Annotated in this window: 18 protein-coding genes; 10 read left to right on the top strand and 8 right to left on the bottom strand. The window is 69.7% G+C overall.

Annotation, left to right across the window (positions count from 1 at the left end; translation table 11 throughout):
* Positions 1–61 precede the first annotated feature (61 nt).
* From ACU6XJ_RS22490 to ACU6XJ_RS22470, 5 genes are read right to left on the bottom strand one after another with little or no spacing between them, the layout of a single operon-like run.
* Positions 62–1567, bottom strand: a complete 1506-nt coding sequence (locus ACU6XJ_RS22490; RefSeq protein WP_476315168.1) for an alkaline phosphatase family protein — start codon at positions 1565–1567, stop codon at positions 62–64.
* A 29-nt stretch (positions 1568–1596) separates the two neighbouring features.
* Positions 1597–2394: a phosphonate ABC transporter, permease protein PhnE gene (gene phnE, locus ACU6XJ_RS22485; RefSeq protein WP_476315165.1), complete on the bottom strand. Its 798-nt coding sequence runs from the start codon at positions 2392–2394 to the stop codon at positions 1597–1599.
* On the bottom strand, positions 2391–3113 hold the full coding sequence (locus tag ACU6XJ_RS22480) for a phosphonate ABC transporter ATP-binding protein (protein WP_476315162.1): 723 nt from the start codon (positions 3111–3113) through the stop codon (positions 2391–2393). The genes phnE and ACU6XJ_RS22480 overlap by 4 nt, the downstream gene beginning before the upstream one ends.
* Positions 3113–4009: a phosphate/phosphite/phosphonate ABC transporter substrate-binding protein gene (locus tag ACU6XJ_RS22475; RefSeq protein WP_476315159.1), complete on the bottom strand. Its 897-nt coding sequence runs from the start codon at positions 4007–4009 to the stop codon at positions 3113–3115. Before ACU6XJ_RS22475 ends, ACU6XJ_RS22480 begins: the two co-directional genes overlap by 1 nt.
* 27 nt (positions 4010–4036) lie before the next feature.
* Entirely contained in the window at positions 4037–5161 is a 1125-nt protein-coding gene (locus ACU6XJ_RS22470; protein WP_476315156.1) for a TIGR03364 family FAD-dependent oxidoreductase, read from the bottom strand.
* 144 nt (positions 5162–5305) lie between these two features.
* Here ACU6XJ_RS22470 and ACU6XJ_RS22465 point away from each other — a divergent pair, with 144 nt between their 5' ends.
* The 3 genes from ACU6XJ_RS22465 to ACU6XJ_RS22455 all read left to right on the top strand — a co-directional run bounded on the left by ACU6XJ_RS22465 (position 5306) and on the right by ACU6XJ_RS22455 (position 7628).
* Positions 5306–6076 (top strand): GntR family transcriptional regulator, encoded by a 771-nt coding sequence (locus ACU6XJ_RS22465; RefSeq protein WP_476315153.1) that lies wholly within the window; start codon positions 5306–5308, stop codon positions 6074–6076.
* A complete protein-coding gene (locus tag ACU6XJ_RS22460; RefSeq protein WP_476315150.1) occupies positions 6073–6729 on the top strand; it encodes a phosphonatase-like hydrolase in 657 nt (218 codons plus the stop codon). The genes ACU6XJ_RS22465 and ACU6XJ_RS22460 overlap by 4 nt, the downstream gene beginning before the upstream one ends.
* A 107-nt stretch (positions 6730–6836) precedes the next feature.
* Positions 6837–7628 (top strand): putative protein N(5)-glutamine methyltransferase, encoded by a 792-nt coding sequence (locus ACU6XJ_RS22455; protein WP_476315147.1) that lies wholly within the window; start codon positions 6837–6839, stop codon positions 7626–7628.
* Here ACU6XJ_RS22455 and ACU6XJ_RS22450 read toward each other — a convergent pair whose 3' ends face one another.
* On the bottom strand, positions 7629–12065 hold the full coding sequence (locus tag ACU6XJ_RS22450) for a HAMP domain-containing protein (RefSeq protein WP_476318581.1): 4437 nt from the start codon (positions 12063–12065) through the stop codon (positions 7629–7631).
* Between the two features lie 194 nt (positions 12066–12259).
* Between ACU6XJ_RS22450 and ACU6XJ_RS22445 the strand changes: the two genes are divergently transcribed.
* Entirely contained in the window at positions 12260–14557 is a 2298-nt protein-coding gene (locus ACU6XJ_RS22445) for a SpoIIE family protein phosphatase (protein WP_476315144.1), read from the top strand.
* On the opposite strand, the gene ACU6XJ_RS22440 is transcribed toward ACU6XJ_RS22445, so the two are convergent.
* Positions 14554–14943, bottom strand: coding sequence for an ATP-binding protein (locus ACU6XJ_RS22440; protein WP_476315141.1), 390 nt, complete (start codon positions 14941–14943; stop codon positions 14554–14556). The genes ACU6XJ_RS22445 and ACU6XJ_RS22440 overlap by 4 nt on opposite strands.
* 191 nt (positions 14944–15134) lie before the next feature.
* Between ACU6XJ_RS22440 and ACU6XJ_RS22435 the strand changes: the two genes are divergently transcribed.
* Positions 15135–15509, top strand: a complete 375-nt coding sequence (locus ACU6XJ_RS22435) for an STAS domain-containing protein (RefSeq protein WP_476315138.1) — start codon at positions 15135–15137, stop codon at positions 15507–15509.
* Positions 15510–15551: 42 nt separating this feature from the next.
* On the opposite strand, the gene ACU6XJ_RS22430 is transcribed toward ACU6XJ_RS22435, so the two are convergent.
* Positions 15552–16292, bottom strand: coding sequence for an SDR family oxidoreductase (locus tag ACU6XJ_RS22430; protein ID WP_476315135.1), 741 nt, complete (start codon positions 16290–16292; stop codon positions 15552–15554).
* A gap of 310 nt (positions 16293–16602) precedes the next feature.
* On the opposite strand from ACU6XJ_RS22430, the gene ACU6XJ_RS22425 reads away from it, so the two are divergent.
* The 5 genes from ACU6XJ_RS22425 (at position 16603) to ACU6XJ_RS22405 (ending at position 21234) form a co-directional block, all read left to right on the top strand.
* On the top strand, positions 16603–17352 hold the full coding sequence (locus tag ACU6XJ_RS22425; RefSeq protein ID WP_476315132.1) for a S1 family peptidase: 750 nt from the start codon (positions 16603–16605) through the stop codon (positions 17350–17352).
* 133 nt (positions 17353–17485) lie between these two features.
* Entirely contained in the window at positions 17486–19336 is a 1851-nt protein-coding gene (locus tag ACU6XJ_RS22420; RefSeq protein WP_476315129.1) for a peroxidase family protein, read from the top strand.
* Between the two features lie 12 nt (positions 19337–19348).
* A complete protein-coding gene (locus ACU6XJ_RS22415) occupies positions 19349–20326 on the top strand; it encodes a sensor histidine kinase (protein ID WP_476315126.1) in 978 nt (325 codons plus the stop codon).
* Positions 20323–20958, top strand: a complete 636-nt coding sequence (locus ACU6XJ_RS22410) for a LuxR C-terminal-related transcriptional regulator (protein WP_476315123.1) — start codon at positions 20323–20325, stop codon at positions 20956–20958. The genes ACU6XJ_RS22415 and ACU6XJ_RS22410 overlap by 4 nt, the downstream gene beginning before the upstream one ends.
* Positions 20959–21234, top strand: a complete 276-nt coding sequence (locus ACU6XJ_RS22405) for a hypothetical protein (protein WP_476315121.1) — start codon at positions 20959–20961, stop codon at positions 21232–21234.
* Position 21235: the final 1 nt, after the last annotated feature.

Genomic DNA, 21235 nt, shown 5'->3' with positions numbered 1-21235 from the left:
CAGAGGGTTGAGTGCGGCACCTGGTCCGAGTCCAGGTGCCGCACTCATTTTTGTCGGGGACTCAGCCGATCTGTGGGTTGTCGACGGCCCAGTACCAGTTGTTGTCGCCGTTGGCCAGCGTCCAGCGGACGACCAGGCTGCGGGCGCCGGAGGGGACGTTCACGGTGAGGCGTTCCTGTTTGGCGATGGCGTTGCCCGTGTAGGTCAGGACGGTGGTCTGGGCGCCGCCGTCGAAGGAGACGGTGACGGTGGCGGTTTCGGAGCCTTCCTTGAGGTAGTGGGAGCCGAAGCCGATCGTGGCCGTGGACTTGCCGGTCACGTCGCGGGTGGGCGAGGTCAAGGTGCTGGTGAACGTACCGCTGAAGGACTTGTCGGCCCACTCGTCGGAGTCGGCGACGGCGAAGACGCCGCGGGCCCGGACGTTGCTCTCCCGCTGCTGGTCGCGTTGGGTCTTGGTCCAGAAGTCGTCGTTGGTCAGCGTCCAGCCGCGCCATTCGGTCATCCCGCCGGTGCCCATGCGCGCGTTGTCGATGCTCCATCCCGACGGGGTGGATTTGGTCCAGCCCACCACGCCCGCCGGGATGCCGGTCTCGTCCACTCTGGACTTCAGGGCGCCTGCCATGGTGTCCAGCGGGTCGGGTGACGCGGTGCCGAGGACTTGGCCGTCGAGGTCGGCGCTGACCCCGAAGTGGGACAGCACGGTGGTGGCGATGTCGGTGTTTTTGGGCTTCACGGTCGGGGTCTCGTGGGGCACACCGGGGCCGGTCTGGATGATGAACGAGGAACGCTCGGGCGGGGTGCTGCCCCCGTGCCCACCGGCCGGGGTGTGGCCGTGGTCGGTGGAGACGATGAACGTCCAGGTCTCGTTGGCGTAGGTCGGCCGGGACTTGATGGCGTCGATGACCTTGCCGATGTTCTGGTCGGTGTGCTCGATCGCGGGCCGGTAGCAGGAGCCCGCGGTGCCGCAGTTGTGGCCCGCGATGTCGACCTCGCCGAAGTACACGAAGGACGCGTCGGGACCGGTGGTGCGCAGGTGGTCGGCCGCTTTGGTGGCGATGGTGCGGTCGGCCTCCTCGTAGCCGGGGGCGTCGCTGACCGTTTCCTTCTTGTCGATGCGGTCACTGAAGATGGCCTGGCCCGCGCTGTTGGTGGTCAGCGGGGACCAGTCGGCGATGGCGTAGGTGGACAGCGCGCTGTTGGCGCTCTCCAGGCGGGTCAGGAAGTCGGGGTAGCTGGACAGGTTGGTGCTCGAACCCCAGTTGTTGCTGGTGACTTTGTGCTTGTCGGGCCAGACGCCGGTGGCGATGGTGGCCCAGCCGGGGCCGGACAGGGTGGGCGCCATCGGCGGGGCGTAGAGCCAGGTGGTGCTGGAGCGGCCGGAGCCGATCAGGGCGTCGAGAGTCGGGGTGTTGGCAGGGGCGATCTGGTCGAAGTTGAGGCCGTCGATGCCGAAGACGACCACCTTCTTCACGGGGGCGGCGGAGGTGGCGGGGAGGTTGGCCGCGGTGAGCAGCGCGGCCGCGGCCAGGGTGCTGATCAACGCGAGCTTCCGGGACGGAAACTTCATCCTGTATTCCTTTGGGAGGGTGTGCAGGACTAGCCGCCGATACGGCGGCGGACCAGCGCGGACAGCTGGTCGACTGCGATGACCAGGACGAGCACCACGAGGATGTGGGTGACCATCTGGTCGAAACGGAACAGCTTGATGGACTGGTTGATCAGGAAGCCGATGCCGCCCGCGCCGACCAGGCCAAGCACCAGCGAGGACCGCACGTTGACGTCCAGGCGGTACAGCAGCAGGCCGGTGAGCTGCGGCAGCACCGTGGGCAGCACGGCGTTGGCGGCGACTTGGATGGTGGAGGCGCCGCCGACGCGCAGCGCGTCGCGTGGGCCGGGGTCGCTGTCCTCCATGGCCTCCGCCCACAGCTTGCCCATCACCCCGGTGTTGTGGAACACCAGCGCCAGCACACCGGCGAACGGGCCGAGGCCGACGGCGGTCACGAAGATCAACGCGAAGACCACGTCGGGCACCGAGCGCAGGAAGGACAGCAGCGACCGGGCGAACTGGTAGGTGACGGCACCGGGCGCGGTGGGCCGGGCGGCCAGCAGGGCCAGCACGATCGCGAAGGGCACCGAGAAGGTGGTGCCGAGCAGTCCGATGTAGAGGGTGACGAGCGCGGCCTCCAGGCTGGGGGCCAGCACGGTGTCCCGGGTCAGATCCGGCGGCAGGGCCTGGGTGAGGAAGTCGGCCATCCCCCGCCAGCCCTCCACCAGGGCGGCGGGTGAGAACTCCGTGGCATCCCAGGCCAGCACGTGGACCGCGACCACCGCGACGATCAGCCCGAACTGCCAGGCCGCGAGGCGGTGGCGTCGCGGCGGCGCGAGGGTGCTCATGCGGGGCCTCCCGGCACATACAGGGCGTCGATTCGGGCCGGGTCGAGGTCGTCGGGCGCTGCGTCGATGGCGACGCGACCGTGCAGCAGGCCGATGATGCGGTCGGCGTAGCGGCGGGCCAACTGCGGCTGGTGCAGCACGGCCGCCACCGCCAGGCCCTCGCGGGCGAGTTCGGCGAGCAGCGCGACGACCTGCTCGGCCGCGCTGGGGTCCAATGCCGACACCGGCTCGTCGGCCAGCAGCACCTTCGCGCGCTGGCACAAGGCCCGCGCGATGGCCACGCGCTGCTGCTGGCCACCGGACAGCCGCCCGGCCCGCTCGGCGGCCCGGTCGGCGAGGCCCACCCGGTCGAGGCAGGCCATCGCCTCGGCGCGCAGGGCGGGCGGGAACAGCAGCGGGCTCAGCGAGCGGTGCAGGGGCAGCCTGCCCAGCGCTCCCGCGCAGACGTTGTCCAACACGGTGCGCCTGCGCACCAGGTGGATGTGCTGGAACACCATGGCGGCGCGGCCCTGCACGCGGATCTCGCCGGCGTCCGGGGTCTCCAGGCCCACCACGCAGCGCAGCGCGGTGGACTTGCCGGACCCGTTGGCGCCCAGCAGGGTGACGAATTCGCCGGGACGCACTGTCAGGTCGAAGCCCGCCAGCGCCTGTCGGGTGCCGAAGGCCTTGTGCAGCCCGCGGATTTCCAGCGGTGCGGTGTCCAGCTCGGACGCCGGCATCAGACGTCCTTCTCGGTGAGGCCGAGGGTGGTGGCCAGGTCGAACAGCGGGCGGTAGGTGTCGCGGGTGACGGTCACCATCGGGCCGGGCGGTTCGACGTCGAGCAGCGCGCCGACCTTGGCGACATCGGCGGGCGGCAGGCCGAGCAGCGCGTCGCGGACCTTGTTCTTGAACTCCTCCGGTAGCCCGCCGCGCACGGTGATCGGGTCGTTCGGGATCGGGTCGGAAGCCCAGATCTTGCGGAACTTCGTCGGGTCGAAGCTGCCCGCGGCCTGGGCGGTGGCCAACTGCTGGGTGTTGATCTCGGCGGCCTCGACCTTGCCGTTGGTCAACGCCAGCAGCGCCTCCGGGTGGCCGCCCGCGTAGTCGAGCTTGACGTCCTTCTCCTCGATGCCCGCCTTCTTCAGCGCGAACCGCGGCAGCGCGTCGCCGGAGGTGGAACCGGGGCTGGACAGCGCGAGCGACTTGCCGCGCAGGTCGGTCACCGACCGGATGGGTGAGTCGGCGGGCACCCAGATGCCCGCGGTGTAGGTGGTGAGCTTGCCTTCGGCGTCGGCGAAGGAGGCGACCGGTTGGGCGTCGGCCTTGGTGCTGGCGAAGACGTAGCCGAGCGGGCCGAACTGGGCCAGTTCAAGCTGGTTGTTGCGCATGGCGAGCACCTCGGCCGAGTAGTCCTCCACGACCTTCAGCTCGACGGGGCACCCCAGCTTCTTCTCCAGCGCCCCGGCCAGCACCTGGTAGGCGGGGGTCAGCTTGGCGGGGTCCTCGTACGGCTCGACGCCGAAGCGCACCTTGCCGTCGGGACAGCCGCCCGCGTCGGCTGTTCCACCCCCGCCGCAGGCGGTGAGCGCGAGACAGAGCAGGGACACGGCGGCGAGTGCGGTCTTGATACGCATGGCGAAGCTCCAGGGGTGTGGCGGGTGTCAGGTCAGGAGGTCGTCGAGGACCCGCGGCGCGAGGCCGAGGGCGGTGGTCATGCCGATGCCCGAGGTCACGGACACGGCCCGGACCCCGTCGGCGGGCGTCGCGGTGAGGAAGGGCTGCGGGGCGGAGGCATAGATGCCGCGCCAGCGTTCGCGGACGGTGAGAGCCGGGACGCCGAGCAGGCGAGCGGTCTCGGCGAGCACCAGTTCGTCTAGGCGCTCTGGCCGGAACGGCGCCAGCGTCCGTCCATAGTGGTGGGTGTCGCCGATGATCAGGTCGCCGTTCGGGGCCTGGGTGAACATCAGGTTCAGGCCCGCGTCGACCAACTCGGCGTGGTTCTGCTCGAGTCGCCCGCGGAGAGCGGTCAGGGTCGGGCTGACGCCGAAGCCCTCGTAGCGCAGCATCGAGAAGCCGGTGAGCACGGCGGGCTCGATGTCGCGGGCGTGCGGGGCGGCGACCCGGAGCATGCTCAGTTCGCAGCGCCGGACCCCGGCCTTTTCGGCGAGGTCGGGGAAGTGCCGGTCGACATCGTGGCCCGCGGCGAGCACGATGCGCTCGGCGCGGATGGTGCCGCGGCTGGTGACGACGGTGCCGGGTTCGATCAGGTGCGCGGTGGTGGCCCAGTGGAAGCGCACTCCCCGTTCCGCCAGCCACTCCGCGATGGTGCGCACCGCGCTGCGGGGGTCGACGCGGACGTCCAGTGGCAGCCACGCGCCGCCCACCACCCCGTCGGCGACGGGGACACGGTCGGCGACCTGCGCGGCGTCCAGCAGGACGGCGTGGCCGTCGCGGGCGGCGGCGAACTCGGACAACACGGCGTACTCGTCGTCGGCGCGGGCCGCCACCACGGTGCCGCCCTCGCGCAGCCACAGACCGGTCTCCTTGGCCAGCCGCAGCCAACGCCCCCGGGCGGCCAGCGCGTACTCCAAGGCCGGGCCGGCCTGGGCCGTGAAGCATCCGTGGCCGAAGTTGCGGACCGAAGCGCCGACGGCGTGGTCGTCGCGTTCCACCACCACGACCGACAGGCCGCGTTCCACCGCCTCGTAGGCGTGGGCGAGACCGACGATGCCCGCTCCGACCACCACCAGATCGGCGGTGTCGAGCGGACCGAAAGAACTTGTCATGACAAGAACGATGTAAGCCGTGTATACCGACTGTCAACCAGAGCCGCAGACAGCCAGCCCCTGTTCACTTCTGGTTCATTTTCGCTGTTCAAGCCGTTACCAGCAAACTTGGCAGTCGAGGCAGAACCTGTATAGTCAGGTTTTGTGCAAGAGCCGCTGCATGAACGTATCGCCGCCGATGTGCGGGCCAGGATCTCCTCGGGTGAGCTGCCGACGGGTGCTGCCGTGCCCTCGGAGTCCCAGCTCTGCGCGCAGTGGGACGCCTCGCGCGGACCCGTTCGCCAGGCGCTGGCCGCGTTGCGCGCCGAGGGGCTGATCGGGGGCGGGCGCGGGAAGCCGCCGGTGGTGTTGCGGCAGGCTCTGAGCCAGCCGTTCGAAACGTTCCTGTCCTTCAGCAGCTGGGTCGCGGGCATGGGCCGGGTGCCCGGTCAGCGCACCCTGGAGGTCGCCCGCAGGCCCGCCTCCGCCGAGATCGCGGGCGCGCTGGACCTGGAGGAGGGCACGCCGGTCGTGCAGCTGCTGCGGCTGCGGCTGATCGACGACCGGCCGACCATGATCGAGCGGACCACGTTCATCGAGTCCGTCGGCAGGCTGCTGTTCGACTTCGACTGCGACTCCGGTTCGATCTACGCCCACCTCGCCGAGCAGGGCGTGGACATCCGCACTGCCCGCCACCTCATCGACGCGGTGGCCGCCGACCCGACCGACAGCGAACTGCTGGAGATCCCGGCTGGTGCGCCGCTGCTGCGGGAGCGGCGGCGGGCAACCAGCGTCAGCGGTGAGCCGGTCGAGTACTCCGACGACCGCTACCGCCCCGACCTGGCGAGCTTCAGCATCGAGAACGCCCAGCAGTCCCGGCCCGCGCTGGTGCGCAACTGGCAGCCGGGCACCACGAGAAGGAAGACCGCCTCATGATCGAACTCGTCGTGTTGGACATGGCGGGCACCACCATCGAGGAGCACCAGGCCGTCTACGCGGCGCTCGCGGACGCCGTGACGGCCGCGGGCGGCTCCCCGACGGCCGAGGACATCTCGCGGTGGATGGGCGCGGACAAGCGGGAGGCGATCAGCGCGCTGCTCGGCGACCCTGAACCGTCCACTGTGGAATCGATCTATGTGGACTTCCGGGGCAGGCTGGCCGCCGCTTACGACACCACTCCCCCGGTCCCGCTGCCCGGTGTGCCGGAAGCGCTGGCCAAGTTGCGGGCCGCGGGGGTGAAGGTCGCGCTCACCACCGGTTTCGACCGCGAGGTCACCGACGACCTGCTGGCCAGGATCGGCTGGGATGCCGGTGTCCTGGACGCCAGCCTCTGCGTGGACGACGTGCCCGCGGGCAGGCCCGCGCCGTACATGATCTTCCGCGCGATGGAGGCGACCGGCACGACCGACGTGTCGAAGGTGCTGGTCGCGGGCGACACCACTCGCGACCTCCAGGCGGGAACGAACGCGGGCGCCGCCATGGTCGTCGGAGTGCTCACCGGCGGACAGTCCGCGGAGACGCTGGGGCGTTCGCCGCACACCCATCTGCTGCCCTCGGTCGCGGAACTGCCCGCCCTGGTACTGCGGTAGGGTGTGGCTTCCGATCCGATCGAGGAGGTGAGACCCATCAACGCCATGTCAGGCCGGGTGCGCTCACCTCGCGGATTCCCGCGCGGTTGATGCGGGAGGGCGCCCTCTTGCGAAAGGCGCTCGCCATTACCGCTTCACCTGTCGCTTCCGTTTTTTCCGCTGTCGCCGCGCGGCTGCGTGCCGCGGGCTGCGTGTTCGCCGAGGACGAGGCGCTGCTGCTCCTCGAAGCCACCTCCGACACCGCCGAACTCGACGACCTGGTGGCCCGGCGTATCGCCGGGACGCCGCTGGAACACGTGCTGGGCTGGGCCGAGTTCTGCGGGCTGCGGGTCGCGGTGGACCCCGGCGTCTTCGTGCCCCGCCGCCGCACCGAATTCCTCGCCCGGCACGCCGCCATCCTGGCCCGGCAGGGCGCCGTGGTGGTCGATCTGTGCTGTGGTTCCGGCGCGGTCGGCGCCGCGCTGCTGGCCGCCCGGCAGGTCACGCTGCACGCGGTGGACATCGACCCCGCCGCGGTGCGGTGCGCGCGGCGCAACCTGGGCAAGCACCCCGTGCACGAAGGCGACCTGTACGAGCCGCTGCCCGCCGAACTGCGCGGACGGGTCGACGTGTTGGTCGCCAACGCGCCCTATGTGCCGTCCGAGGCGATCTGCCTGCTCCCGCCGGAGGCCCGGCTGTACGAGCCGCTGGTCGCCCTCGACGGCGGCCCAGACGGCCTGGACGTGCAGCGCAGGGTGTCCGCGGCGGCGACGACGTGGCTGGCGCCCGGCGGTCACCTGCTGGTGGAGACCAGCGAACACCAGGCGCCGCTGACCGCCGCCGTGTTCGCGGGCGACGGCCTCGTCCCTCAGCTGGTCAGCTACGGCGACGCGACGATCGTCATCGGCACCTGGTCGTGATCAGGTGTGCTGCAGGCACTTCTGCATGCTGGCCAGCAGCTGTTCGGCGTCCACCGGCTTGGTCACGTAGTAGTTGGCTCCCGAGGACAGGCTCTTCTCCCGGTCGCCCTGCATGGCCTTGGCGGTGACGGCGATGATCGGGATGGCGGCGAAGCGCGGCATATCGCGGATCGCCGCCGTCGTGGCGTAGCCGTCCATATCGGGCATCATCACGTCCATCAGGATCAGGTCGATGTCCGGGTTCTCCTGGAGCACCTGGATGCCCTTGCGGCCGTTGGGCGCGTGCAGGGCCGTCATGCCGTGCAGCTCGAGGATGCCGTTGATGGCGTAGACGTTGCGGTCGTCATCGTCGACGACCAGCACCTTGCGGCCGCTCAGCCCGGTGTAGACGGTCGGAGCGGCTTCGACCGCCGCGGGCGGGCGAGTGCGCGCGTCATGCTCGCCGGACAACTGCAGCAACAGGTGTTCCCGCACCGCGTCCAGGGTGGGCAGGACATCGGTTCTGGCCTGGATCAGGCGCTCGGAGGCGAGGTTCAGCTTGCGCACGGGGTGCACCAGCACCGGCAGGCCTTGCAGCTCCTCCTGCTCGGCGGCCTGGTCCAGGAACGCCACCGCACCGTCGCCCGCGAGGCTGGCGTCCACGACCACGCAGTGATGCGGCTGGGCCAGCAGCTCCTGCATGGCCTGGGCGGGCGAACCCGCCGTGAAGATGCGGATCGGCCCGTCCCGGTCGGGTAGCTCGCTCGCGGCGGTGCGGGCCAGCAGCGTGAGCAGGCCGCCCGCCTGGTCCTCCAGCACCAGCAGCCTGCGCACCGGGCTGCGCTGTGCCGAGGGCAGTTCCGGCAATATGCCGGGCCGCTCGACGTCCATTGTGGACACCGGGAGGTACAGGGTGAACGTGCTGCCGTGGCCCAGCTTGCTCTGCGCGCGGATTTCACCCTGGAGCAGCCAGGCCACCTCGCGGCTGATGGACAGGCCGAGGCCGGTGCCGCCGTACTTGCGGCTGGTGGTGCCGTCGGCCTGCTGGAAGGCGCCGAAGATGGCGTCCAGGTTGTCCTCGTCGATGCCGATCCCGGTGTCCACCACCGAGAACGCGACGGTGGGGCCGTGCGCGAGTTCCACCTCGGAGGACACGTGCACCCGAAGCTCCACATTGCCGCGTTCGGTGAACTTCACCGCGTTGGACAGCAGGTTGCGGAGCACCTGCCGGACCCGCTGCTGGTCGGCGAAGAGCTTGCGCGGCACGTCCTCGGCGGTGGTGACCCGGAACTCCAGGCCCTTCTCCGCGGTGAGCGGCTGGAAGGTCGACCCCAGGTCGTCGAGCAGGCTCCGCAGCGAGAACCACTCGGGGTTGATGTCCATCTTGCCCGCCTCGACCTTGGACAGGTCCAGGATGTCGTTGATCAGCTGAAGCAGGTCCGAACCCGCGGAGTGGATCACGTTGGCGTACTCGACCTGCTTGGGCGTGAGGTTGCCGCCAGGGTTCTGGGCCAGCAGCCGCGCCAGGATCAGCAGGCTGTTGAGCGGGGTGCGCAGCTCGTGGGACATGTTGGCCAGGAACTCGGACTTGTACTTCGAGGCCAGCGCCAGCTGCTGGGCGCGTTCCTCGATCTCCTGGCGGGCCTGTTCGATCTCGAAGTTCTTGATCTCGATATCGCGGTTCTGCCTGGCCAGCAGCGCCGCCTTGTCCGCGAGTTCGGCGTTGGAGGTCTGCAGCTTCTCCTGCTGGGCCTGAAGCTCCTCCGACCGAGTCTGGAGTTCGGAGGCCAGCCGCTGCGACTCGTCAAGCAACGCGTCGGTGCGGGCGTTGGCGATGATGGTGTTGACGTTGACGCCGATGGTCTCCATCAGTTGCTCCAGGAAGTCCTGGTGCACCTGGGTGAACTGGTTGAACGAGGCCAGTTCGATGGCGCCGAGCACCTGGTCCTCGAACAGGATCGGCAGCACGATCAGGTTCGCGGGCGAGGCCTCGCCGAGACCGGAGGAGATCTTGACGTAGTCCGGCGGAGTGCGGTCGACCACGATGGGCTTCTTGGTGCGGCCGACCTGCCCGACCAGCGACTGGCCGATGTTGAACTCGATGTCGTCACGGCCGTCGAGACCGCCGTAGCAGGCCAGCAGCCGCAGCTTGTTGTCGCTGGTCAGGAAGAACGCGCCGTACTGGGCGCGGACCATCGGCACCAGCTCATCCATGATCAGCTCGGCCACGGCGCGCAGATCGCGGTGGCCCTGCATGAGGCCCGAGAGCCGGGCCAGGTTGGTCTTGAGCCAGTCCTGCTCCTGGTTGGCCATCGTGGTCTCGCGCAGGGACTGCACCATCGAGTTGATGTTGTCCTTGAGCTCGGCCACCTCGCCCTGGGCCTCCACCGAGATGGAGCGGGTCAGGTCGCCGGTGGCGACCGCGCTGGTGACCTCGGCGATCGCGCGCACCTGCCGGGTCAGGTTGCCCGCCAGTTCGTTGACGTTCTCGGTCAGCCGCTTCCAGGTGCCGGAGACGCCCTCGACCTCGGCCTGGCCGCCCAGCCGTCCCTCCCGGCCCACCTCGCGGGCCACGCGGGTGACCTCGGCGGCGAAGGCGGACAGGGTGTCGACCATCGTGTTGATGGTGGTCTTGAGCTCCAGGATCTCGCCGCTGGCGTGCACGTCGATCTTCTTGGACAGGTCGCCGCGGGCCACCGCGGTCGTCACCAGCGCGATGTTGCGGACCTGCGCGGTCAGGTTGTTGGCCATCGAGTTGACGACCTCGGTGAGGTCCTTCCAGATGCCCGCGACGTTGGGCACGATGGCCTGGCCGCCCAGCCGTCCCTCGGTGCCGACCTCGCGGCCGACCCTGGTCACCTCGCCCGCGAACGAGTCCAGGGTCTCGACCATCGTGTTGATGGTCTGCGCCAGCGCGGCGACCTCGCCCCTGGCCTCGATGATGATCTTCTTCTGGGACAGATCGCCCTTGGCGACGCCGGTGGCCACCGCGTAGATCGAGCGGACCTGGCTGGTCAGGTTGCCTGCCATCACGTTCACGCTGTCGGTGAGGTCCTTCCACACCCCCGACACGCCCGGCACGATGGCCTGGCCACCCAGCTTGCCCTCGGTGCCCACCTCGCGGGACACGCGGGTGACCTCGTCGGCGAAGCCGGAGAGCTGGTCGACCATCGTGTTGATGGTCTCCTTCAGCTCGAGGATCTCGCCGCGGGCGTCCACCCGGATCTTCTGCGACAGGTCGCCCTTGGCGACCGCGGTGGTGACCTCGGCGATGGAGCGCACCTGGTCGGTCAGGTTGTCGGCCATCACGTTCACCGATTCGGTGAGCGCCTTCCAGGTGCCGGACACGCCCTGGACGTCGGCTTGGCCGCCCAGCCTGCCCTCGGTGCCCACCTCGCGGGCGACCCTGGTCACCTCGCCCGCGAAACCGGAGAGGCGCTCGACCATGGTGTTGATGGTGTTCTTCAGCTCCAGGATCTCCCCGCGGGCATCCACCCGGATCTTCTGCGACAGATCACCCTCGGCGACCGCGGTGGCCACCTCGGCGATGGAGCGCACCTGGACGGTCAGGTTGCCCGCCATCGAGTTCACCGATTCGGTGAGGTCCCGCCAGGTGCCGCCGACACCGGGCACCTGCGCCTGGCCGCCGAGGATGCCGTCGGTGCCCACCTCGCGCGCCATGCGGGTGACCTCGTCGGCGAACGCCGACAGCTGGTCGACCATGGTGTTGATGGTGTTCTTCAGCTCCAGGATCTCCCCGCGGGCGTCCACGGTGATCTTCTGCGACAGATCGCCCTTGGCGACCGCGGTGGTGACCTGGGCGATGTTGCGGACCTGGCTGGTCAGGTTGCCCGCCATGAAGTTCACCGAGGTGGTGAGGTCCTTCCAGGTGCCGGACACGCCGGGGACCTCTGCCTGGCCGCCCAGGATGCCCTCGGTGCCGACCTCGCGGGCCACGCGGGTGACCTCGTCGGCGAACGCGGAAAGCTGGTCGACCATCGTGTTGATGGTGTCCTTGAGCTCGGCGACCTCTCCCCTGGCCTCCACCGAGATGGCCTTGGTCAGGTCGCCGCCCGCGACCGCGGTGGCGACCTGGGCGATATCGCGGACCTGGCCGGTGAGGTTGCCCGCCATCGCGTTCACCGAATCGGTGAGATCTTTCCAGGTGCCGGAAACCCCGGGGACCTTCGCCTGGCCGCCGAGTTTGCCCTCGGTGCCCACTTCGCGGGCCACCCTGGTCACCTCGGAGGTGAACAGGGCAAGCTGGTCCACCATGCCGTTGAAGACGGTCGCGATCTTGTCCACGAGCTCGTCGCCAACCTGCGGAAGCCGGGTGCCGAAGTCCCCGTCGCGCACCGCGGTGAGGCCCGCGAGCAGCTGTTGCAGGCCCGAATCGTCCAGCGCTCTGTCGCCGGCCGGGCCGGCCTTCCGGACCGGGGTTTTCTCGCCACTCACCACGAGCACACTTCCCCTCACGCGCCCGCGCGCGCTCTTCCGTCAGAGTTGCCTGGAGGCAACTATTTCATCGCTGCCGCTCCACGGCCACGACACGGGCTCCCGCACCAGCCATCTGGCGGCTACATCGCCCAGCGGGGGCTCTTACACTGCGCCATGCTCGTCACGTAATAAATCAAGGCAGAACGAGACCACGAGTGGATGACCAGCAGCCCACCGAGCCACCCGCCGACGCTGTGGGGCGGCTGGCCGACGTCGTGGCCAGGCAGGAACAAGAGCTGGAGCGGCTGCGAGCCCGCGACCTGGAGCGCGAAGCGGTCTCGGTGGCCAGGGGTGTGCTCATCGGCCAGCTGGGGTGTACCGCGGCCCAGGCCACCCAGCACCTGAGGCAGCTGTCGGCCGGGGCTAGCGTGTCGGCTGCGGAGTTCGCCGCCGACGTGATCGCCCAGGCGGGTGGCCTTGACGTGACGATCCCGACCACGACCGAAGGCGCGGACAACCGTCGGTTGCGGCTGGTGGAGACGGTGGCCGAGCTACCAGCCGATGGTGCCGAGTTCGCCAAGGCGGTGCTCGACGAGGTGCTCGCCGACCTCGGCGTGGTCGGCGTGATCCTGTGGACGCTGGTACCAGACGGGTCGCTGCGGCTGATCGGCCAGAGCGGCCTGACCAGCGGTGAGGCCGAGCGGTGGCGGTTCATTCCCGCCGACTTGGACACTCTGGCGCAGCGCACGCTGCGAGAGGACCGGGCGCACTGGATCGCCACCGGCACCGACGAGCCCAGGGCGGTGCCGGTGATCAGCCGCTGGCGCCGCGGGGCCCGCGCGGTGCTGCCGCTGCGGGGCGGCAGGCAGGCGGTCGGCGCGATGGAGATCTTCTGGCCGGGTTCGCAGGACTTCCCGCTGGGGTTGCGCCGCCAACTCAGCGGTCTGGCGCACGCCGCGGGCCAACTGCTGGCCGGCGATGACGACACGCCGGAGACCCGCAACTTCTGGGTCGGCGACCTGCTCGACGGCATCCTCTACAACGGGCTGGCCGCCTACCCGGTGCGGGACAGCCACGGCACGATCATCGACTTCGAGATCGACTTCGCCACCGCGAACCTGGTGGACCCGACGGGCCGGGTGGGTTCCGACCTGGTCGGGCGGCGCCTGCTGCAGGTGTATCCGCTGATGAGCGCCGAGGACGGGCTGTTCGACCGGGCGGTGGAGGTGCTGCGCTCGGGCACCACGTACCGGACGGAGCGGCTGCACACCCGGTGCCTGTCCGGGCCGGACGCCAAGCCGAGGGTGGTCAGCGTCGGCATCTCCCGCTGGTTGGACGGGGTGCTGCTGCGCTGGCGGGTCACCGACGACCTGGACACCGTGATGTCGCTGCTGGACACCGTGGGTCGGATGGGCCACATCGGCGGCTTCGAGCAGAACCTCGTCAACGGCTCGGTCACCTGGACCGAGCAGGCCTTCCGGCTGTTCGGTCTGACCGCGGCGAGCCAGGGCCTCGGGGTGGACGAGGTGCGGTCGCTGGTGCACCCGGCGGACCTGCCCGCCTTCCGCCGTTTCCGGGACCAACTGCTGGACGGGGGGCGGGCGGCGGGTGCGACGTTCCGGATCCTGCGCGAGGACGGCGCGATCCGGCAGATGCGTGCGTTCGCCGAGCCGGACGTCAGCCCGATCGGCAACGTCATCGCGCTGCGCGGCACGTATCAGGACATCTCGGGGCAGTACCACACCGAGGTGGCGCTGGAGGCGACTCAGGACCAACTGGCCAGCACCGAGCAGCGGGCGCTGGAGCAGTACCAGGTGGCCCGGCAGCTTCAGCACGCGATCCTGCCGGGCACGGAGGGCCCGATCACGGCGGGCGGCCTGCGGATCGCCGTGCGGTACCGGCCCGCGGAGAAGGAGCACAAGGTCGGCGGCGACTGGTACGACGCGGCGATGCTGCCCAGCGGCCACGTCCTGCTCGTGGTCGGCGACGTCGCGGGCCACGGCATCAGCGCCACCACCGGGATGGTGGCGCTGCGCAACTCGCTGCGCGGCCTGTCGATCACCGGCGCCCCACCCGCCCGACTGATGTCGTGGCTGAATACGACCGTGCTGCACCTGACGAAGAACACCACCGCGACCGCGATCTGCGGCCTGTACGACCCTCGCGAACGGATGCTGCGCTGGTCGCGGGCGGGGCACCTGCCGCCCGTCCTGGTCCGCAAGGGACAGGGCGAGTTCCTGCCGCTGCCCGAGGGCATCCTGCTCGGCGCGGACCCCGCGGCGGCGTACGAGGAGGCGACGCAGAAGCTCGAGCCGGGCGACACGGTGGTGCTGTTCACCGACGGGCTGATCGAGCGGCGCGACACCGACCTGGACGAAAGCCTGCGGCAACTGGTGCGCAACGCCAGCACCCCGGTGGACGATGTGGAGGGCTACACGGACCGGCTGCTGAGCACGGGGACGGCGAACACCGACGACGACATCTGCGTGGTGACCATCCACGTGCCCGACTAGGCGCGGTGACGCGGCAGCACGGACCACACCGTCTTCCCACCGGGGTGTGAACGCACCCCCCAATCGGTGGAAAGGTTGTCCACGATCAGGATGCCCCGACCGCCGGTGCGCGTGGCCGAGGGCGGCCGAAGCTCGGGCGGCGCCGGATCACCGTCGGTGACCTCGACGCGGATCTGACCGTTCACCCGCCGGAGTTCCAGCCGCTGTGGGCTCGCGGTGTGCACGTAGGCGTTGGTAACCAGCTCGGCGACCACGAGCTGGACGTCGAAGAGGCTGTCGTCGTCGATGGTGTCGGAGAGTCGGCTGCGGACCCATCCGCGGACCTTCGCGACCTCGACCTGCCCGTGCAGGGGCAGGGACCAAGCCGAGTCCGCCGGATCTGTCATCACGGTTCCCGCGTAAGGTCTTCGGACAAGCACAAATGGCCGCGCTGGGACACACTGACTCCTTCGTCATCGGGCCACGGATGGTTCACGTCCGCGACACCCGATGAGCACACCGTAGAGCACCGGCTCGAACATCACGTCTCAGCGCCGATGACCGCATGAGCCGCGGGTGTTGAGGAAGGATGGGCACCATGAGCGAGGAACCCCTGCTCATCGTGAGCACGGCCCGTCGCCTTGCCGACCAGCTGGTCGCCGCCGTGGCGGGCGAAATCGACTACGGCAGCGCGGACGACCTGCACGACGAGGTTCTACGCTTGGTGGACGACGCGGTTCGGCATGTGGTGCTCGACTTCTCCGAGGTGCGGTTCTGCGACTCCTCCGGCATGGCGGCGTTGCTGACGATCTGGCGGCGGCTGAAATCCGACGGCAGCACCTTGGCTATCGCGGGAGCGTCCGCCAATATCCGCCGGGTGCTTCAGTTGGGTGGGGTGGATCAGCTCGTACCGATACATGCGGCGGTCGAGGACGCGATGCTCGACGGCGCACCACAATGCACCGAAAGCTGACGGCTTACCAAACCGGAACCCGCTCGAGTCCGGTTAACCCAATCACCCATTACCCAAATACTGCTCAAAAGTAACAACCCCATCAGCACAAAGGGGAGCAAGGTGCCCCCCATCCCGATACCCCCGAAAGGTCGCTCCAGGCAACCGCACAGCCACCACCCACCGCCGAAGCCCCACAGCATTCAGATAAGCACCCGCCAGATCAACCGCATGCCGAACCTCCGGCCCCGCCAAGTCGCGCACCCGCCCCCGCGGCAACCCCACCGCCAATGCAACCAGCCGATCAGCTACTTCCCCGACATCCACCGGCTGAAACCGCAAGCTAGGCACAAACATCACCGGAAGCCTGGCGGCAATACCAAATACCTTCCCCAGCAAATCGTGGAACTGCGTAGCACGCAGAATCGTGTACGACACACCGCTCGCCTCAATAAGCCGCTCAGCCGCAAATTTGCCCTGGTAGTACGGAAACGGCACACGGTCAACGCCGACGATGGAGATATAGACGAGATGGCGCGTACCCGCGCGCCGAGCCGCGGCGATGAGGTTCTCAGTCGCCCGAACCTCCTTCTTCCGGAGCCCAGGCAGCGCACAGTGGATGATCGTGTCGACCCCGGCGACAGCCGCGTCGAGCCCCTCACCGGTCACCACGTCAAGGGTGACCCACCCAGGCTCACCGGACCGCCTACGGCTCGCGGGTCGCACGTCCTGCCCCACGGCCCGCAGCCGGGCCACCACCTGGCTGCCCAGCGTCCCGGTCGCCCCTGTCACCAGCACTGTCATCGAATCCTCCTCCGTTCTCAGGAGGGACGAGACAGCTCCGGGTGATGTGACACGGCCTCGTGAAGCGCGTGGGTGATCTCGGCCAGCCGCGGACGAGCCATATCTCAGAAGCTCAGGCCCATACGAGCCCCGTCTACCGGGTTCGCGGGTGCCCATACTGCCGAAAGTATGCCTGGATGTGACGTCCGGGCGTCTTTGCGCCTGACGCGGAAGGCCACCCTCGCCCGCGACCTACGGTCGCTGCGGCACGCGACTTCCAACCCTGCGGAAGTCGCTTTCCGTGCCGTCCCTGTGTCCCTTTGGAGCAACCATGGGAACCTTCCAGCGAATCCTGCGCACGGCCGTGTTGTCCGTCGCGTTGGCGGCGGGCAGCCTCGCCGCGCCCGCTGTCGCGGCCACCCCCGATGCCCAGCCCTACATCGTGGGCGGTGGCGTGGTCAAAGACGCCAAACCGTGGATCGCCGCCCTGCACCGCAACAACTCCTTCAACTGCACCGCCGCCCAGATCGCGCCCCAGTGGGTGCTGACCGCGGCGCACTGCGCGACGAGCAACTCCGGCTACTCGGTGCGCATCGGGTCGCTCAACCGGTCCAGCGGCGGAACCATGGTGGCGGTGTCCCAGGTGGTCCGGCACCCCAGCTACAACTGGCCTGCCTACGACATCGCGCTGCTGAAGCTGTCGCAGGCGCACACCAATACCTACGCCAAGCTGGCGGAGGACGCCGACATCAAGGTCCGCCAGGACGCCACCATCTACGGCTGGGGCTCCGAGCGCGCCGACTGGGGCGGGCCGCTGCCGCAGAACCTGAAGTTCGCCGACGGCTACGTAAGCGGACTGGACTGCCAGGGCAGCCGGGCGCCCATGGTGTGCACGCAGACCAACGGCACCGTGGCGGGCGGCGACTCCGGCGGGCCGGTGTTCGTACGCAGCGCGGCGACCGGTGAGCTCGTGCACGCGGGTGTGTGCGCGATCGGCCGCCGCCCAGCCACCGGCGGGTGGGCGGGCTACACCTCGGTGGCCAAGACCCGAGCCTGGATTCGCCAGACCACCGGCACCTGAACCGGCGCCGGGTGAGGGGCGTCCTCCCCGCTCCTCACCCGGGGCGAAACTCATCGTGACGGACTGACCTACGGGGTTCCCGCGGGTCCGCTACGGATGTGGCCGCACCCGGCCCGCCGTGAGGCTGGGAGGTATGCGACTACTCATGGCGAGTGTGCTGGTGGCGGGCGTTCTGGCCACCGGCACAGCGGCGGCCCAGCCCGCCGCGTTCGAGATCCAAAGCCTGGACGGCAGCGGCAACAACCGCGCGCATCCCGAGTGGGGCCGGGCGGGCACCGCCTATCAGCGGCTGGCCCCCGCCCACTACGCCGACGGCGTCGGTGCCCCGGTCGCGGGTCCGAACGCCCGCCGGATCAGCAACCGGGTGTTCGACAGCGGGGGCCAGAACCTGTTCTCCGAGCGCCGGACCAGTCAGTGGGCCGCCGCGTGGGGCCAGTTCGTTGACCACACCGTCGGCCTGCGGATCGGCGAGCCGGGACCGGCGCAGGGCATCCCGTTCGACAACGACGACCCGATGGAACGCTTCCACAGCGACATCGGCCTCATTCCCTTCGGCCGCAGCGCCGCCGCGGCGGGCACCGGGGTGACGACGCCGCGGGAGCAGCCCAACATCGTGAGCTCGTACCTGGACGCGTGGGCGGTCTACGGCGGGGAGGGCAAGCGGCTGGAGTGGCTGCGGGAAGGACCCGTCGACGGGAACCTCGCCAACAACGGCGCCCGGCTGCTGATGCCCGAGCAGTACCTGCCGCGGCTGAACACCCGCGGCAACGCCACCGAGGCGCCGGGGATGGACGATGCGTCGGGGTCCATGGGCGAGCGCGCCGCGGTCGCGGGTGACCTGCGGGCCAACGAGAACCTGGGGCTGCTGGCCACGCAGACGCTGTTCGCCAGGGAGCACAACCGGATCGTGTCGCTGCTGCCGAAGGAACTGGACGAGGAGCGGAAGTTCCAGCTCGCGCGGCGGGTGGTGATCGCCACCCAGCAGTGGATCACCTATCAGGAGTTCCTGCCCGCGCTGGGCGTGCGGCTGCGCCCGTACCGGGGTTACGTCCCGAACGTAAACGCCAACCTGGGCAACGAGTTCGCCACCGTCGGCTACCGGCCGCACAGCATGCCCTTCGGCGAGTTCACGGTGCGGACCGCCAAGGACCGCTACTCCCCCGCGCAAATCCAGGCGTGGCGGGCCAAGGGGTTCACGGTGACGGAGCAGGACGGCCAGGTGACGGTGCGGGTGCCGCGGTCGCAGGCGCTGTTCAACCCCGACCTGGTGGAGCAGCTTCACCTCGGCCCGCTGCTGGCGGGGCTCGGCGGGCAGGCGCAGAGCAACAACGACGAGCAGATGGACGACGTGGTGCGCAGCATCGAACTCAGCGCTTGTTTCCCCGAATGCCAGACCGCGGTCTTCGACATCACCGCGATGGACATCGAGCGCGGCCGCGACCACGGCATGCCCGCCTACAACGACCTGCGCCGGGCCTACGGGCTGGCGCCGAAGGCCTCGTTCCAGGCGATCACCGGGGAGGCGAGCGAGCAGTTCCCGGTGGACGCCGAGCTCACACCGGGCAAGGAGATCGACGACCCGGACTCGCTGGACTTCCTGCGGCTGCGCGACATCCGCGGCCACGATATTCCGCTGGGCAGCGAGGCCGCCAGGACCGACGCTGTGTCGGGTGACCGGCGCACGCCGATCGCGGCGCGGTTGAAGGCGGTCTACGGGGAGGTGCCCAAGCTGGACGCGTTCGTCGGCATGGTGGCCGAGCCGCATGTGGCGGGCACCGAGTTCGGTGAGCTGCAACTGGCGATCTGGACGAAGCAGTTCGAGGCTTTGCGGGACGGGGACCGGTTCTTCTTCGGCAACGACCCCGCCCTGAGCATGATCAAGCAGCGGTACGGCATCGACTTCCGGCGCGGCCTCGGTGACCTCATCGCGCTCAACACCGACATCCCGCGGTCCGAGCTGGCCCGCGACGTGTTCCGTTCGTAGCAGGATGGACGAATGCACCTGGGGACGCGTTGGCTGGTGGCGCTCGGCTGCTTCGGGCTGGTTCTGCTCGGCTGGCTGGTGTGGGCGGTGAAATACACCAGGATGCCGGACCTCCCGGTCGTGATCGCCGACCTGGTCGCGGTGATGGGCCTGGCGGTCGGGCCGTGGCTGATCCTGGTCGGCAGGCAGCTGGTCCGCTCGCTGCCCGCCGGGTCCACCGCCGGGGTCGTGTTCTCCAGGGCGATCGTGGTGGCCGGGTTCATCGGTATCGGTGGCCCGGTCATCGCGGCGCTGGTCATCGGCGACCCCACGCTGATGATCTACCTGGTGCTCACCTCCGTGGTGGCGGCGACGCTGCTCGCGCTGGTCGGCGGCGTCGTCCTGCCTTGGGGGTACCTGCTGACCCGCACGATCACCAGGGAGCGGGCGGCGCGCATCCGCGCCGAGGAACGCACCGAGATGGCCGCGCACCTGCACGACTCGGTGCTCCAGGCGCTCACCGTGATCCAGAAGCGGACCGAGGAGCCGGGGGTGCGCACGCTGGCCCGCAGCACCGAACGCGAGCTGCGGGCCTGGCTCAACGGCGGCCAGCCTGGCGGCGACGACTTCGCCGCCGAGCTGTCCAGGGTCGCCGAGGAGGTGGAGGACCGGTTCGCGGTGCTGGTAGAGCTGATCACGGTGGGCACCTGCCCGCTGGACTCCAGGGCCCGTGCGGTGGCGGGTGCGGTCCGGGAGGCGCTGACCAACGCGGCGAGACACGCCGGCGTCCGGCAAGTGTCGGTGTTCGCGGAGGTCGCCGACGGGGAGGTATTCGCGCTGGTGCGGGACAGGGGAACCGGTTTCGACCCGGAGGCGACCGCGGCGGACCGACGGGGCATCGCCGAGTCGATCGAGGGACGGCTGCGTCAACAGGGCGGTTCGGCGGCGATCCGCTCGGTGCCGGGCGAGGGCACCGAGGTCGAACTGCGCGTGCCGGTGGAGGTGTCATGAGCATCCGGGTGTTCCTGGTGGACGATCACACCGTGGTCCGGTCGGGGGTGCGCGCCGAGATCGGTGACCAGGTGGACATCGTGGGCGAAGCCGTGGACGTGGCCTCGGCGGTGGAGGGGATCACGGCGACGCGCCCGGATGTGGTGCTGCTGGACGTGCACCTGCCGGGAGGCGGGGGCCGCGCGGTGCTGGACGCGCTGGTGCCGGACCGGCCGACGCTGCGGTTCCTGGCGCTGTCGGTGTCGGATGCGGCGGAGGACGTGCTGGACGTGATCCGCGGCGGCGCGCACGGCTATGTCACCAAGGCTATCTCCGGTGCGGAACTGGGCGAGGCGGTCCGGCGGGTGCATGCCGGGGACGCCTACTTCTCGCCGCGGCTCGCCGGTTTCGTGCTGGATGCCTTCCGCGGCAACGCCCCGAAGGGCTTCGATCCCGAGCTGGATCAGCTCACCCGCCGCGAGCGGGACGTGTTGCGGCTGGTCGCGGCGGGCTACACGTACAAGGAGATCGGCGTGCGGCTGTCCATCTCCGCCCGCACCGTGGAGACCCATGCCGCCGCCGTGCTGCGCAAACTCCGGCTCTCCAACCGTCGCGAACTGTCCCGCTGGGCGACCGCCCGGCGTCTGGTTTGAGTGTCCACAGTAGACTTGAACACCACGGTCACTCCGGCCTGCTCGCCAAAGAAAGCTGCCGGGACCAAGATCGAGTGGCCGCCCGACTGGGCCGGGGACGGGCAGCAGTGCATCGCGCTGCCGTTCACCGCGAAGTCGGTGAAGAACAGCAGCAACCAACGCCAGTGGGGTTACGCGTCCGCCGACGGCACCGGCACCGGCACCGGCAAAACGATCATGCAGCACCAGGGTGGCGCCATCCAGGCGGCCACAATCAACGCCTACATCCACACCTGAG

The sequence above is a fragment of the Actinorectispora metalli genome (assembly GCF_056323685.1).
The sequence above is the reverse complement of the archived record's forward strand: the minus strand, read 5'-3'. Positions and strand labels throughout refer to the sequence as shown.

Bases quoted from the DNA above. Each gene is read 5' to 3' on its own strand.
- ACU6XJ_RS22435 (WP_476315138.1), top strand. From the start codon at position 15,135: ATGAGCGAGGAACCCCTGCTCATCGTGAGCACGGCCCGTCGCCTTGCC.
- ACU6XJ_RS22425 (WP_476315132.1), top strand. From the start codon at position 16,603: ATGGGAACCTTCCAGCGAATCCTGCGCACGGCCGTGTTGTCCGTCGCG.
- ACU6XJ_RS22480 (WP_476315162.1), bottom strand. From the start codon at position 3,113: ATGCCGGCGTCCGAGCTGGACACCGCACCGCTGGAAATCCGCGGGCTG.
- ACU6XJ_RS22410 (WP_476315123.1), top strand. From the start codon at position 20,323: ATGAGCATCCGGGTGTTCCTGGTGGACGATCACACCGTGGTCCGGTCG.
- phnE (WP_476315165.1), bottom strand. From the start codon at position 2,394: ATGAGCACCCTCGCGCCGCCGCGACGCCACCGCCTCGCGGCCTGGCAG.
- ACU6XJ_RS22460 (WP_476315150.1), top strand. From the start codon at position 6,073: ATGATCGAACTCGTCGTGTTGGACATGGCGGGCACCACCATCGAGGAG.
- ACU6XJ_RS22470 (WP_476315156.1), bottom strand. From the start codon at position 5,161: ATGACAAGTTCTTTCGGTCCGCTCGACACCGCCGATCTGGTGGTGGTC.
- ACU6XJ_RS22475 (WP_476315159.1), bottom strand. From the start codon at position 4,009: ATGCGTATCAAGACCGCACTCGCCGCCGTGTCCCTGCTCTGTCTCGCG.
- ACU6XJ_RS22415 (WP_476315126.1), top strand. From the start codon at position 19,349: ATGCACCTGGGGACGCGTTGGCTGGTGGCGCTCGGCTGCTTCGGGCTG.
- ACU6XJ_RS22430 (WP_476315135.1), bottom strand. From the start codon at position 16,292: ATGACAGTGCTGGTGACAGGGGCGACCGGGACGCTGGGCAGCCAGGTG.
- ACU6XJ_RS22420 (WP_476315129.1), top strand. From the start codon at position 17,486: ATGCGACTACTCATGGCGAGTGTGCTGGTGGCGGGCGTTCTGGCCACC.
- ACU6XJ_RS22490 (WP_476315168.1), bottom strand. From the start codon at position 1,567: ATGAAGTTTCCGTCCCGGAAGCTCGCGTTGATCAGCACCCTGGCCGCG.
- ACU6XJ_RS22440 (WP_476315141.1), bottom strand. From the start codon at position 14,943: ATGACAGATCCGGCGGACTCGGCTTGGTCCCTGCCCCTGCACGGGCAG.